Raw genomic sequence first — 14,868 nt, forward strand, 5'->3', positions numbered from 1 at the left:
TTTTCAGAGGAGAACGTCCCCCCATGACCTATTATGCGCAGCTCCTTCTCAACGGGATCATCGCGGGGTCCGTCTATGCGCTCTTTGCCGTCGGTCTCACCATGGTGTACGGGGTCTTCCGGTTCATCAATTTCGCCCACGGGGAGCTGATCGCCTTCGGGGCCTACTTTGTTCTCTTCTTCATCGGCGCTCCCTTCTCACTGCCGCTCTACGCCGCCGTCGCACCCGCGCTGACCCTGACCATCATCGTCGGCCTCACCCAGGACCGTTTTGTATACAAACCGCTGAGGCACCGAAGTCATATCACGCTGCTCATTGCCTCCATCGGCCTGTCGTTCCTTCTGAGAAACATCATCCGGCTCATATGGGGCTCGGACCTGCAAACCTACGGCGTCGCGCTGACCCGGGGGGTGACCTTCTTCGGTCTGAGCCTGACCTGGATACAGATCGTCATGATGGCGACGGCCGTCGTGTTTCTCGGCTTCCTTTACGTTCTTCTCACCCGCACCATGCTGGGCAAATCCCTCCGGGCCGTTTCCGACAACATGCTTCTTGCCGATATCATGGGGATCAGCATGAAAAAGGTGGGCCGGACCGTGTGGGTCCTCGCCTCCATCTTTGCCGGTACGGGAGGCATTCTCATGGCCGTTGATACCAATCTCGAACCCCTGATGGGGTTGACCAACCTCATCAAGGCCTTCGCCGCTGTTCTCCTGGGCGGTGCCGGGAACGTCTGGGGGGCGCTCATCGGCGGGCTCTTCATCGGCGTGGCCGAAAACCTGGGCGTGGCGTTCTTTTCACCAGGCTACAAGGACTTCATATCATTTTCCATTATTATCATCATGCTGCTCTTCAAGCCGCGGGGTATCTTCGGCATCGCGGGAGGCGTCAGGTAACCGATGGATTATGTCCTGCACATACTGATCCTCATGTCGATCTATTCGATCTTTTCCATCTCCCTGAACCTGGAGCTCGGCTACACGGGGCTGTATAATTTTGGCCACGTGGCCTTTTTCGGGATCGGCGCCTACACCTCGGCGCTTCTCAGCATCGCGGGGTATCCCGTCACGATGAGCATGGCCTTCGGCATGGCCGTGGCGGGGGTTGCCGGGGCCCTCCTTGCCGTTCCGGCACTGCGCCTTACGGGTGATTATTTCGGCGTGGCGACGCTGGTGTTCGCGGAGATGGTCCGGCTCTTCTTTCTCAATGAACGGTGGCTGACCAAGGGCCCCATGGGGTTGCCCGGAATTCCCCGCCCCTCATGGATCGGTGAGGGTGTCGCCGGGATGCCGCTCTATCTTCTCTTCTGCCTGGTCCTGACCGCCGTTGTGTTCCTCCTCGTCCGCCGCGTTACGAAGAGCCCCTTCGGGCGCGCCCTGAAGGTGGTCAGGGAGGATGAGTACGTGGCGCAGGCCCTGGGAAAGAACGTGTTCGTCCTGAAGATCAAGTCCGTGACGATGGGGTCCGTTCTGGCCGGTCTTGCCGGCGCGCTCTGGGCCCACTATATCAGCTTCATCAGCCCCGGCGATTTCACCCTGAACGAAACGATACTCGTGCTCCTCTGCGTCGTTCTCGGGGGAAGGGGCACCAACTGGGGGCCCGTCATGGGCGCGTTCATAGTGGTGTTTTTCGGCGAGGCCGTGCGCTTTCTTCCCATACCCGCCGAATTCGGGAGGTTCGTCGCTCCTCTCCAGGGAATGGTGTACGGCATCGTTCTGATCGCGATGATGCTCAAGCGGCCTGAGGGTCTCGTCCCGGAATACCGGAGGTAGCCGTGCTGCGTGTCGAGCAGGTGACAAAAAGTTTCGGCGGCCTCATGGCGGTCAATGACGTCAGTCTTGAGATCGGCGATGAGGGCGTCACGGGGCTCATCGGCCCGAACGGCAGTGGGAAGACGACCCTCTTTCACCTCATCACGGGGTTTTACGAACTGGATGAGGGCAGGATATTCTTCGGCGGCAGGGAGATCAGCGGCCTCGAACCCTACCGGATCAGCAGGCGCGGGCTTATCCGCACCTTTCAGCAGACCCGTATCCTTCCCTTCATGACGGCGCTTGACAATCTTCTCGCCGCCGTCCCGGACCAGGCGGGGGAGCGGTTTCTTCCGCTCTTTCTGAAACCGGGCGGTGTCAGCCGCGAGGAGAGGGAGAACCGGCACCATGCCGAGGACATCCTGAAGATCATCACCCTGTCGCACATGAAGGACGAGCTGGCGGGCCGTCTGAGCTTCGGCCAGCAGAAGCTGCTGGAGCTGGGCAGGGTCCTCATGGGAAGGCCCCGGATGATCCTCCTGGACGAGCCCACGGCGGGCATCAATCCGACCCTGGTCCGCGCGCTGTCCGACATCATCAGGGACCTGAACGACCGGGGGATCCGCATTTTCCTGATCGAGCACAATATCCCCTTCGTGGCCCGCCTGTGCCGGCGGATCTTCGTCATGGATTCGGGAAGCCTGATATGTTCGGGAACGCCCCGGGAGGTGCAGGAGAACGAGCGGGTCATCGAGGCCTATCTCGGAAGGAGGGAGCATGCTTGAAGCGCGGAAACTGACGGCGGGATACGGCCCCGTGGTAGTGCTCCATGGAGTGGATATAACGGTCATGGAAGGTGAGATCGTCTGCATCATCGGTCCGAACGGGGCGGGAAAATCAACGGTGCTTCGGGCCGTGGCGGGGCAGATCACCCCCCTGGAAGGCAGGGTGCTCTTCGGGGGGCGTGACGTAACGAAGTGGAGCATCGCCGACAAGGGAAGAGAAGGACTGATCTTCATTCCACAGGGGGAAAACGTTTTTCCGAACCTGACGGTCTACGAAAATCTTGAAATAGCCGGTTCCCTCGTCGCGGACCGGGGACGCCTTCACCGGGCCATTGAATCGGTCTACGAGACGTTCCCCATCATCGCGGAGAACCGGAACCGCCCGGCCAGGGTCCTTTCGGGAGGCGAGCGCCAGATGCTGGCCCTGGGCCGGGTGCTGATCATACAGCCGCGCCTGGTCCTGCTTGACGAACCTTCGCTGGGCCTGTCACCCCTCGTCGTGGACCTCATATTCGACAAGATCCTCGAGATGAACCGGCAGGGCGTTTCCTTTCTGCTGGTTGAACAGAACGCCCGCAAGGGCCTCTCCGTTTCCCACCGGGGCTATGTCCTCGAGCTGGGAAGGAACCGCATGACCGGAACGGGCGCGGAGCTCCTCGATAATCCACAGCTTCAGAAACTGTACCTGGGCGGGTGATCCCCGGTCCTCGTAGAGTCGCGTTTCCGGCGGCCGTAAGAAAACCCGGGATGGATATAGCAGAATTTACAGCTATTTCTGTCTTGACCCGGGGCTGATTCTCAATTATAAATACCTTTTATCGGCTTTAATCGTTTCCGGGGACATTACAGGAACAAGGGTGGTATTCAACGAGAGGGAGGGAATCGTTATGAAGAAGTTGGTAACCGTTTTTCTGGTTTTGGTGGTGGCTCTGACCTTCGGCACCGTCGCGGGCGCGAAGACATTGAAGCTTGCCATGGACGCCGACCCGGTGTCACTGGACCCGCATGTACAGCTTTCGGGCGGCATGCTGCAGTATTCCCACATGGCCTTTGACCCGCTGCTGCGATGGACGAAGGACATGAAGTTCGAACCCCGCCTGGCGACGAAGTGGGAGCGGATCGACGACAACACGATGCGCTTTTATCTTCGGAAAGGCGTCAAGTTCCACAGCGGTAACATCTTCACGGCCAAGGACGTCAAGTGGACCATGGAACGCCTGAAAGAGAGCCAGGACTTCAAGGGCCTTTTCGAGCCCTTTGAGGGAGTGAAGATCATCGACGATTACACAGTCGATATCGTTACGAAAAAACCCTATTCGCTGCTTCTCAACATGGCAACCTATATTTTTCCCATGGACAGTGATTTCTACACGGGGACCGACGAGAGCGGCCAGCCCAAGGACGCCATCGTGAAGATCGGTCCTTCCTTCGCCCTGACCCATGAATCGGGGACCGGTCCCTATCGCGTCACCTACCGGGAACAGGGCGTCAAGACCGTGTTCGAGAGATTCGCCGATTACTGGGACAAGGGATCACCGGGAAACGTGGATACCATCACTCTGACACCCATCAAGAATGACGCCACGCGGGTCGCCGCGTTGCTGTCGGGCGACGTCGATTTCATCATGCCCGTTCCGCCCCAGGACTACGAACGGATCGGAAAAGATAAGAACTCGCAGCTGATCACCATGTCGGGAAGCCGTGTCATCACCGTTCAGCTGAACCAGAACCGCCGTCCCGAGTTCAAGGACAAACGGGTCCGCCAGGCCATCGTCTACGCGACGAACAACGTGGGGATCGTCGATAAGATAATGAAGGGTACGGCGACGGCGGCAGCCCAGCAGGCGCCGGAAGGGTTCGCCGGGTACGATCCCTCCCTGAAGCCGCGGTTCGACCTGAAGAAGGCGAAGGAACTGATGAAGGAAGCGGGGCTTGAAAAAGGCTTCGAATGCACCATGATCTCGCCCAATAACCGCTATGTGAACGATGAAAAGATCGCCGAGGCCTTTGTGGCCATGATGGCCAAGATCAACATCAAGGTCAACCTGAAGACCATGCCCAAGGCACAGTACTGGGACCAGTTCGATGCCCAGGTGGCCGACATCCAGTTGATCGGGTGGCACCCGGATACGGAGGATTCTGCCAATTACTCGGAATTCCTCGTTATGTGCCCCAACAAGGAAACGGGATACGGTCAGTACAACAGCGGGAATTACTGCAATCCGCGGGTTGACGAGCTCGTTCTCGCCTCACAGACGGAAACGGACCTGAAAAAGCGCTCCGAAATGCTCCGGGAAGTCGAACGCATCCTGTACGATGACGCGGCCTACGTCCCGTTCCACTGGCAGAACCTCTCATGGGCGGGAAAGAACAATGTCCGCCTTGAGCCCATAGTGAACGTCATGAACTTCCCCTATTTCGGTGATCTTGTCGTCGAGTAGGGATCGAGGGAAAGGAACGGCATTTTATAAGGTTCCTTATATAATGAAACGCTTCGGGGGGCAGCGCCTGTTGCCGGCGGTGGCAGCACTGCCCCCCCTATTTTGTTGAAGGAATGTCTCCCGAAACATGTTCGCCTTTATTGTTCGTCGTGTCACACAGGCGGTCGTCGTCATGCTCGTCATCAGCTTGATCGGCTTCGCCGTAAAGCATCAGATCGGCGACCCCGTCAGGGACATTGTGGGCATATCCGTTTCCGTGGCGGAACGGGAAGCCCTGCGTGACAAACTCGGCCTGAACGATCCCTTCCTCGTACAATATGTACGTTTTGTGAAGAATGTCCTCAGGGGGGACCTGGGCCATTCATTCTTTTTCAAAAAACCGACCCTTGAGGTGATACTGGCAAAGGCCCCGGCGACCCTCGAGCTGGTCTTCGCGAGCAGTCTCATCATCATATTCATTTCCATTCCCATCGGTATCTACGCGGCGATCCGCCCGCGCAACTGGTTTTCACGACTGACCATGGGGATGAGCATCGTCGGTGTCTCCATCCCCGTGTTCCTGACGGCCATCCTTCTCATTTATATTTTCTCCGTGGAACTGCAGTGGCTCCCTTCTTACGGCCGGGGGGAAACGGTCAACATACACGGCTGGGATAGCGGTCTTCTGACCCTGAACGGGTTGAAACATCTGCTCCTCCCGAGCATTGCCCTGTCCTCGATCATGCTTCCCCTGTTCATACGGCTGATCAGGGCCGAGATGATGGAGGTGCTGGAAACGGAATACATCAAATACGGCTGGGCAAAAGGCCTGTCGAAATGGCGGATATGGTTTCTTCACGCCTTCAAGAACACACTCCTCCCGGTCATCACCGTCGGCGGCGTGCAGCTCGGCATACTGATCGCCTATACGATCCTGACGGAGACCGTCTTCCAGTGGCAGGGAATGGGGTTCATGTTCCTCGAGGCGGTCGAGCGTTCGGATACGTCGTTGCTCGTGGCCTACATGATAGCGGTGGGGGCGCTCTTTGTGGTCGTCAACACCATCGTCGATATCATTTACGGCCTGGTGAATCCCACGGTCAGGATCACGGGGAAGAAATGAAGAAACACTGGGAGCGCTTCAGAAAATCATATTTTCTATACAGCTTCAAGCGCGACCGGGTGGCCATGGTCAGTTTCGGCATCCTCATGACCCTGGTCGTCCTCAGTCTCGCGGCGCCCCTGATCGCTCCCTCCAATCCCTATGACACCTCTTCCATTGATGTGATGGATGCCGAGATACCGCCTTCCTGGATGGAGGGCGGCCAGGAACGGTTTCCGCTGGGGACGGACATCCAGGGGCGTGACCTCCTCAGCACCATGCTGTACGGGATGCGCCTTTCCGTGTTCATCGGCTGCGGGGCCGTCGTGCTCCAGGCGTTCATCGGTATCGTCGTCGGCCTGATATCGGGATACCTGGGCGGCAAGACGGATGCCTTTCTCATGCGCCTTGCCGACGTCCAGCTTTCCTTCTCCACCATGATGGTGGCCATTATTATCAGCGCCATTTTCCAGGTCGCCTTCGGCGTTGGGCGTTATGAGGACCTGGCGTTGCCGCTTCTCATCATCATCATCGGGCTTGCCGAATGGCCCCAGTACGCCCGGACGGTCCGTGCCTCCGTGCTGGGCGAAAAGTCAAAGGAGTATGTCGAGGCGGCACGCGTCATCGGACTGAGCGCCCGCCGGATCAGGTGGCGGCACATCCTCCCCAACACCCTGTCACCGGTCCTGGTCATTTCGACCATACAGGTGGCGAATGCCGTGATGAGCGAGGCGGCCCTCTCTTTTCTCGGGCTGGGCATGCCTATTACGAAGCCCTCGCTGGGGTCGCTCATCAATTCCGGTTTTGAGTACATATTCAGTGGTTCCTGGTGGATAACCTTTTTCCCGGGGATCCTGCTTGTCGTTTTTATCCTGGTCGTCAATCTCCTGGGCGACTGGCTGCGGGATGTGATGAACCCGAAATTATACAAGGGATAACGGTGGAACCGTGAGCACGCACCACTTACTGGATGTCAGAGACCTCGAGGTGACCTTCGCCCTGAGAACGGGCAGCCTGATCGCGATCAATCGTGTCAGCTTTACCGTGGACCGCGGTGAGCGGGTCGGCCTGGTGGGTGAAAGTGGTGCGGGCAAGTCCGTGACCGGCTTTGCCATCTTAAAGCTCATCAGCAAACCGGGATTTATTTCAAACGGCCACATCTTCTTTGACGGCCGCGACCTGGCGACGCTCAGCGACGAGGAGATGCGGCAGGTCCGGGGCAACGGGATTAGCATGATATTCCAGGATCCCATGATGACGCTCAATCCCGTTCTTACGATCGGGACCCAGATGGTGGAAACCCTCCAGGCCCACCGGGACATCTCGCGGCGGGAGGCGGAAGCGGTCGCTTTGGACCGGCTGCGCCGGGTGCACATCCCGTCTCCGGAGAAGCGTCTGAAGCAGTATCCCCATGAGTTCTCCGGCGGCATGCGACAGCGGATCGTCATCGCCATCGCCCTCATCACCGATCCCGCGCTGATCATCGCCGACGAACCGACCACCGCCCTGGACGTGACCATCCAGGCCGAGATCATGGACCTCCTCCTGGAATTGTGCGAGTCCGAGAGAACGGGGCTCATCCTGATCACCCACGACCTGGGCGTCGTTTCGCAGGTGACGGAAAAGATCGTCGTCATGTATGCCGGGGATATCGTGGAAATGGGCTCCACGGAACGCATCATCGAGAACCCCCGCCACCCCTATACGAAGGGCCTGATCAAGGCCCTGCCCGACCAGGATACGCCCGGCGGGCGCCTGAACCAGATACCGGGGGTCATGCCCACGCTGATGGATATTCCGCCGGGATGTTCTTTTCATCCCCGGTGCACCATCAGCGAGCCTGTCTGCCGCAGCGAATTACCCCGGCTGGCCGCCGTCGACGATCCGGGCCACCTTGTGGCCTGTCATGTGGTGACCCGGAAAGGAGGGCGCCATGCCTGATGCCGCGGCGGGACTTCTGAAGGTGGAGAACCTTGTCAAGCATTTCGATATCTCCGGCGGATACCTGGAGCAGTTGTCCCATGAAGGGTTGCGTATCGTCCGGAGGCGTACCATCGTGCAGGCCGTCAACGGCGTGAGCTTCACCATCTATCCCGGGGAAACGCTCAGCGTTGTCGGTGAGAGCGGGTGCGGCAAATCAACCCTCGCCAGGGCCGTTCTCAACCTGTACCCCCCGGACAGCGGCCGCATCTACTACCGGGACCGGCGGATCGATAATCTGACACCGGAGAAAATGCTGCCCTACCGGGCCAGGATGCAGATGATCTTTCAAGACCCTTACGCGTCGCTGAACCCCCGGATGACGGTCCAGCAGGCGCTCAACGAGCCGGTCAAATTTCACTTCCGGTCCATCACGGAGAGTGAAGTGCGCGAGCGGGTCGTGACGGTCATGGAGCAGGTCGGGGTCGATCCCAAGTGGGTCGACCGGTATCCCCACGAATTTTCCGGCGGGCAGCGGCAGCGGATCAGCATCGCCCGGGCGCTCATGGTGGACCCCGAATTCATCGTTGCCGATGAACCTGTCTCCGCCCTCGATGTCTCGATCCAGGCACAGATACTGAACCTTCTCATGGACGCCCAGGAGAAGCGGGGGCTGACCTACATGTTCATCACCCACGACCTTTCCGTGGTCCGCCACATCAGCAGCCGGGTGGCTGTCATGTACCTGGGGCGGGTCTGCGAGCTGGCGAGAACGGCCGAGCTCTTTCACAGCCCGCGCCATCCCTATACCAGGGCACTTCTGAGCGCCATCCCGGATATCCGGAAGCGGCGGGAAAAGCATATCAAGCTCAAGGGAGAGGTCCCGACACCGATAGATCTTCCATCGGGATGTGTTTTTCACAGCCGGTGTGCCTTCGCGAACGAGCGATGCGTCCGTGAGATCCCTCCGCTGATCCCGCTTCCCTCGGGGACCTTCATCGCCTGCCACGGTGTGGAGGAGGGGCGGCTGTGAGCATGCATGTTCCCTGTCATGGAACGGGGATTCTCAATGGCATAACGATATGACGGTACACGTTAAAGGAATGAGCTCATGAGAACGAAGATCCTGGGTGTCGGTGGAAGCCCCCGGCGGGGCGGCAACACGGATATCCTGCTGAAGCGTATCCTCTCGGGCGCGGAAGCCGCGGGAATGGACACGAAAACGATCCTGCTCCGCGATGTGGCGTTCTCATCCTGCATCGGATGTGAGCGCTGCCGGAAGGACAAGATCTGTACCGGCATCACCGACGAACTGACGCCGTTCTATCAGGACATCATTTCTTCCCGCGGCCTGGTGCTGGTCTCGCCCTGTTATAATTACAACGTTACGGCCCTGATGAAGGCCTTTATAGACCGTCTCTATTGTTTCTATGACTTCACGGACGACCACCCGCGTCAATACTCCAGCCGCCTCGCCGGCCAGGGACGGACGGCTGTCATCGCGGTCGTCGGTGAACAGACAGACCCCCGGGATATGGGATACGCCGTCGAAATGCTGCGCATGCCCCTGGAGGCGTTAGGTTACGCGGTAATACGGGAATTGCCCGTGTACGGTTATTTTCACGCCGGGAAAGTGGCGGAATCGGGGGACGTCATGGACCGTGCGGAAGAACTGGGAAGGGCTCTCGCTTCATCACTGATGTAACAGCATCTCCTGCCTCATCATTTCACCCACCGACTTTTCAGGTATTTCCACCGGTCGAATCAGGGATTCCCTGATATGAAATCCGGACCGGGGCCATGTAGAAAAAACACTGCATGCGATGCGCCTGCGCGCGTCGTCAAATATCTCTTCTTTTCTGTCTTGGCACCTTCATGACTGTTTGCCGGGTCACGCACAAGATGCGTGGCCCGGAAAACAGGAATCGAGCAGGGGCCCTCAGAAAGCGAGCGTCAAGGAGGAATGTGAACAATGGCCGTGAGTGAACAGGAATTCTATGAAAAGGTGTTTCCCGTACCCGATCACGTCAGGGGAAAATCCTACATAAAAAGCAGGGAAGAATATGAAAAAATGTACCGTGAATCGGTGGAAACCCCCGATGTTTTCTGGGCCCGCGAAGCCGAGAAACGGTTGAGCTGGATGAAACCCTTTGATCAGAACCGGGTGAGCGACTGGTCCTTTGACAAGGACGAGCTCCATGTGAAGTGGTTTGAGGGTGGAAAACTGAATGTGAGTTACAACTGCCTTGACCGGCACCTGGCGACGAAAAAGAACAAGGCAGCCATCATTTTTGAGGGAAACGACCCCAACGACTGGAAGACCTTTACCTATTTCGACATGTACCGTGAAGTGAACAAGTTCGCCAATGTATTGAAGAAACTGGGAATCGGAAAGGGGGACCGGGTATCCATCTATCTTCCCATGATCCCGGAACTGGTGATCACCATGATGGCCTGCACCCGCGTGGGAGCGGTTCACTCCATCGTGTTCGGCGGCTTTTCGGCGGAGGCCCTTCGGGACCGTATCAACGACTGCGGCGCGAAGCTTCTCATAACCTGTGACGGAACATTTCGCGGCGCGAAGGCGGTCCCCCAGAAATCGAACGCTGACAAGGCTGTCGCCCAGTGCCCGTCGATCGAAAAACAGATCGTCGTCAAGAGAACCGGTATCGAAGTTCCCATGAAGGAGGGGATGGACCTCTGGTACGAGGAACTGATGGCCGACGCACCCCTCTATTGCGAGCCCGAGGAGATGGACGCGGAGGACCCCCTCTTTGTTCTTTACACGTCGGGATCGACAGGGAAACCCAAGGGCGTCGTGCATACCACGGGAGGGTATCTCCTGTACGCCGCTATTACCCATCAGCTTGCCTTTGACGTGCATGATGAGGATATCTTCTGGTGCACCGCCGATATCGGGTGGGTTACCGGCCACACCTACTGTGTCTACGGGCCGCTGTGCAACGGTTCGACGAGCATCATCTTCGAAGGTGTCCCCAGTTACCCCGCCTACGACCGTTTCTGGGCGATCGTGGAAAAATACAATGTCAATATCTTCTATACGGCGCCGACGGCGATCCGCGCCATTGCGAAGGAAGGCGACGCGTGGGTCGACAAGCATGACATTTCATCGCTGCGGGTGCTCGGTTCCGTCGGGGAACCGCTGAACCCCGAAGCATGGCTCTGGTACTACAATAAGATCGGCGCGGGCCGCTGCACGATCGTCGATACCTGGTGGCAGTCGGAGACAGGCGGGCACATGATCCTTCCTCTCCCGGGCGCCATTGATATCAAACCGGCCAAGGCAATGGTTCCCTTCTTCGGTGTCGTCCCCGTCCTGCTTGATGATGAGGGCAAGGAGATCGAAGGGCCGGCCAGGGGCTCGCTGTGCATCAAGACCGCCTGGCCCGGCATGCTCCGTGGCGTCTGGGGAGACCCGGAGAAGTTCAGGGAAAATTATTTCGTCCAGGCAAACGGCTATTATTTCACCGGTGACGGCGCGGAACGCGATGAGGACGGCGATATCCAGATCACCGGCCGGGTGGATGACGTTATCAATGTGTCGGGTCATCGCATGGGCACCGCCGAGATCGAAGCGGCCCTTGCCGCCTATCCCGATGTGGCGGAGGCCGCCGTCGTGGGATTCCCCCATGATCTGAAGGGGCAGGGCATCTTTGCCTATGTGACGTTGAAAAATGACGTGGAGAAGACCGATGAGCTCCGGAAAGCCCTCGTACAGCATGTAAGGGCTGAGATCGGTCCCATTGCCTCGCCCGACTTCATCCAGTGGGCCGACGGGCTTCCCAAGACACGGAGCGGCAAGATTATGCGACGGATCCTGCGAAAGGTCGCCGCCAAAGATTTTACGGAATTCGGCGATACCTCGACGCTTGCCGAACCGGGTGTTGTGGGTGAGCTCGTAGAAGCACGCAAAAAGCTCGGCTGATCGAAACATCACGACCGATCTATAAAAAAGGGCCCGGGAGAGCATTCTTCCGGGCCCCTTTGTTTCCGATGACTGCACATGCCGGTGTCTTTGGTACATTCACATCAACTTGATTTTTCTTGATTATCACTTGCTGGAATGGTAAAAAAAAACAACTTCTCAGGTCGCTCTCCGCTTTCATGTCTTCCTTTGGAGCTTTTAGTATCTTGCATGTCTTGCAAAAGACCTGAACCACGAAATGTTGAATATGAAAAAGGAGAAACAAACGATGAAAAACGAAAAGGGTTTCACGCTCATAGAGATCATCGCGGTCCTTATCATTCTGGGTATCCTTGCAGCGACAGCCATTCCCAAATACTTCGACATGCAGGCAGAGGCGGAAATCAAGAGCCTCCATATCGCGTTGAACGATATGAAGAGCCGGGCCGTCACGGCCTACGCGAAATCCATGATTGTAAACAACGGAGTGGCACAAACGATCGGCGCCTTTTCCGTTCTGGGATTTACGTCGACCCTTGACGTGACCGATGCCTATCAGGATTTTGCGGGAACCTGGAACTTTGCGAGTAATACCCAGATCAATTATGACGGCAAGAATTTCGATTCGGCCACCTTCACCCTGACCGCCGGGACCCCTCCGACGATCGATCTGTCCGTTACGAGATAGAAAAGCTGGCCCATTACGGCGGCCATGTTCTGCGGGCGAGGGAAATTGACCGATGATGGAAGCCATTCTGGCCGGGTTTGTATTGGGACTCCCGGCGGGGCTGGCGCCGGGACCGCTTCTCGCCTTCGTGCTTGCCCAGACGATAAAGCATGGTCCGATCGAGGGAATCAAGAGTTCTTTGGCCCCGCTTGTCACCGATGTTCCCATAATTATACTTTCTCTTGTTCTCATGAAACATGTGGCCCGTTTCGGCCCGCTCTTCGGCATCGTTTCCCTTGCGGGCGGGCTCTACCTGATCTATCTGGCCTATGACTGTGCGCGGGTACCGGTTCAGAGTGAGGGACTGCTCGCTGAATATCCCCGGTCGCTCCGAAAGGCCGTTCTCATCAACTTCCTGAACCCTCACCCCTATCTCTTCTGGGCGACCGTCGGGGCGCCGCTGATCATTCGGTTTGCCGGGAAGAGCTCGGCGGTGGCTGTTCTGTTCCTTATTTTTTTCTATATCGGCCTTGTGGGTTCAAAAGTTCTTCTCGCCCTCGTGGGTGGGCGATACCGGACCGTGCTTACGGGACGTGGATATCGGTATATACTGCGCGTCCTTTCCGGGGCGCTTGTGCTCTTCGCCGTCTTTCTGCTGAAAGAGGCCTGGCGGTATCTCGGTTCCGGAGGGACCTTCCTGTAAGGGGAAATTGCTTGACTTATTCGCGGTTCTCAGTATGGTTCCACATGCATTGTTGTTTCACTGGGGCGAGGGCCGCCAGGGGGTGGTTCTGTGGCTGCGGCGTGTGCGGGGGACCATGCCGGTGACCCGGGGGGGTGTTCCAGCATGCCAAGGACGGGGTTACTATGAAATTTCAGTGGACGATCAGAAAAAAGCTGTTCTTCAGCCATTTCCTGGCCATTATACTGGTATCGGGAAGCATCGGCACTTACTTCTATTTCAGTTCTGTCACGAGCCTCATGGAAAGTCTCCAGGACCGGCTGCGGTACAGCGCCGCCCTGATCAGCAGGACCATAGACGCCGCCGAGCTTCACGGTATCGATGATGAATCGGATACATCAGACCCCGCCTACCTGAAGACACTCTCCGAACTGCGCATGTACCGCCGCATGAACCAGGACATCGCCTATCTCTATATCATGCACCGGGTCGGCGAAAAGGTATACTTCGTCGTTGATTCCGATGAGACGGAAGCTCAGGCGCTGCCTGGCAGGGAATATGAGGAAACCGTTCCCACACTCATGGCGGGCTTTACAGGCATTTCCGTGGACGACCGGATATACAGTGATGAATGGGGCTCCTTTCTTTCAGGATACGCTCCCATCAAGAACGGCATGGGCGAGTACCTCGTGGGAATCGACATGCGGGCCACGGAGGTGCAGAAAAAATTTCAGGCCCTGCGGATATCGGGCATTGTCTCACTGGCCTGTTCCGTTCTGCTGGCGATGATATTCAGCACGCTTCTGGCGTCCCGCCTGACCGTTCCCATCAGTATGCTCATCTCACGCTGCCGGGCCATTGCCGACGGCCGTCTGGACCAGCAGATCGATGTGCGAACGAATGATGAACTGAACGATCTCATAGACGCATTCAACGGCATGTCGCAGAACCTGTCGGATTCGGAATTGAAAAAGCAGCATGCCTATGATGCCCTCGAGCGTGCCCGTGACGAGCTTGAGATCCGCGTTGAGCAGCGGACCAGGGACCTGAAGGAAGTGAATGAACAACTGAGCCAGGAGGTGACAGATCGCATCCGCGCTGAAAAGGCGCTTGAACAGGCTGCTATGACCGATCCCCTGACAGGGTTGCTCAATCGCCGGGCCATGACAGGATATCTGCGGCATGAAATGGCGCGTAACAAGCGAATCGGTGCCCCCTTTGCGATCCTCCTGGCCGATCTGGACCATTTCAAGGATATCAATGACATGAAGGGACACGATGTGGGCGACGAGGTGCTCATCGAAACGGCGAGACGGCTGAGAAACATTATCCGCGGCCAGGATACGGTATCGCGGTGGGGTGGGGAGGAGTTCCTCCTCCTGCTGCCCGATACGGACCTCTCGGGCGGCATGATCGTCGCGGAAAAGATCCGTGGGCGGGTGGCGGATGAAACGTACCTCGCGAGCGGAAAGATCGTCACCGCGACGATCAGTATCGGAGCGGCTCAGTACCAGGCAGGTCAAAGTATCGACGATTGTATAAAAGCCGCTGATATCGCCCTGTACAATGCAAAAACGCGCGGTCGCAACCGGGCGGAATCTCAGGAATAGAGGACG

The 14,868-nt window shown here is 57.7% G+C and carries 14 protein-coding genes; all 14 read left to right on the plus strand.

What is annotated here, in order from left to right; translation table 11 throughout:
* Positions 1-23 precede the first annotated feature (23 nt).
* A complete protein-coding gene (locus JXO48_07625) occupies positions 24-896 on the plus strand; it encodes a branched-chain amino acid ABC transporter permease (protein MBN2283743.1) in 873 nt (290 codons plus the stop codon).
* 3 nt (positions 897-899) lie between these two features.
* Positions 900-1,772, plus strand: coding sequence for a branched-chain amino acid ABC transporter permease (locus JXO48_07630; protein MBN2283744.1), 873 nt, complete (start codon positions 900-902; stop codon positions 1,770-1,772).
* A 44-nt stretch (positions 1,773-1,816) separates the two neighbouring features.
* Positions 1,817-2,536, plus strand: a complete 720-nt coding sequence (locus JXO48_07635) for an ABC transporter ATP-binding protein (GenBank protein MBN2283745.1) — start codon at positions 1,817-1,819, stop codon at positions 2,534-2,536.
* Positions 2,529-3,233: an ABC transporter ATP-binding protein gene (locus JXO48_07640; protein ID MBN2283746.1), complete on the plus strand. Its 705-nt coding sequence runs from the start codon at positions 2,529-2,531 to the stop codon at positions 3,231-3,233. The genes JXO48_07635 and JXO48_07640 overlap by 8 nt, the downstream gene beginning before the upstream one ends.
* 190 nt (positions 3,234-3,423) lie before the next feature.
* Positions 3,424-4,977 (plus strand): ABC transporter substrate-binding protein, encoded by a 1,554-nt coding sequence (locus JXO48_07645; protein ID MBN2283747.1) that lies wholly within the window; start codon positions 3,424-3,426, stop codon positions 4,975-4,977.
* A 127-nt stretch (positions 4,978-5,104) separates the two neighbouring features.
* Complete coding sequence (locus JXO48_07650; protein MBN2283748.1) at positions 5,105-6,079, plus strand: ABC transporter permease; 975 nt, start codon at positions 5,105-5,107, stop codon at positions 6,077-6,079.
* Positions 6,076-6,996, plus strand: coding sequence for an ABC transporter permease (locus JXO48_07655; GenBank protein ID MBN2283749.1), 921 nt, complete (start codon positions 6,076-6,078; stop codon positions 6,994-6,996). The genes JXO48_07650 and JXO48_07655 overlap by 4 nt, the downstream gene beginning before the upstream one ends.
* A gap of 10 nt (positions 6,997-7,006) precedes the next feature.
* Complete coding sequence (locus JXO48_07660; protein MBN2283750.1) at positions 7,007-7,999, plus strand: ABC transporter ATP-binding protein; 993 nt, start codon at positions 7,007-7,009, stop codon at positions 7,997-7,999.
* Entirely contained in the window at positions 7,992-9,011 is a 1,020-nt protein-coding gene (locus JXO48_07665; protein MBN2283751.1) for an ATP-binding cassette domain-containing protein, read from the plus strand. Before JXO48_07660 ends, JXO48_07665 begins: the two co-directional genes overlap by 8 nt.
* 78 nt (positions 9,012-9,089) lie before the next feature.
* Positions 9,090-9,683 (plus strand): flavodoxin family protein, encoded by a 594-nt coding sequence (locus JXO48_07670; protein ID MBN2283752.1) that lies wholly within the window; start codon positions 9,090-9,092, stop codon positions 9,681-9,683.
* Positions 9,684-9,950: 267 nt separating this feature from the next.
* A complete protein-coding gene (acs, locus tag JXO48_07675; GenBank protein ID MBN2283753.1) occupies positions 9,951-11,924 on the plus strand; it encodes an acetate--CoA ligase in 1,974 nt (657 codons plus the stop codon).
* A 247-nt stretch (positions 11,925-12,171) separates the two neighbouring features.
* The gene (locus JXO48_07680; protein MBN2283754.1) at positions 12,172-12,591 is read left to right on the plus strand and encodes a prepilin-type N-terminal cleavage/methylation domain-containing protein; all 420 of its coding nucleotides are present in this window, start codon (positions 12,172-12,174) and stop codon (positions 12,589-12,591) included.
* A gap of 52 nt (positions 12,592-12,643) precedes the next feature.
* A complete protein-coding gene (locus tag JXO48_07685; protein ID MBN2283755.1) occupies positions 12,644-13,273 on the plus strand; it encodes a LysE family translocator in 630 nt (209 codons plus the stop codon).
* Positions 13,274-13,437: 164 nt separating this feature from the next.
* Positions 13,438-14,862 (plus strand): diguanylate cyclase, encoded by a 1,425-nt coding sequence (locus tag JXO48_07690; protein MBN2283756.1) that lies wholly within the window; start codon positions 13,438-13,440, stop codon positions 14,860-14,862.
* Positions 14,863-14,868 lie beyond the last annotated feature (6 nt).

Source organism: Deltaproteobacteria bacterium, from assembly GCA_016933965.1.
Classification (GTDB): domain Bacteria; phylum Desulfobacterota; class Syntrophia; order Syntrophales; family UBA2210; genus JAFGTS01.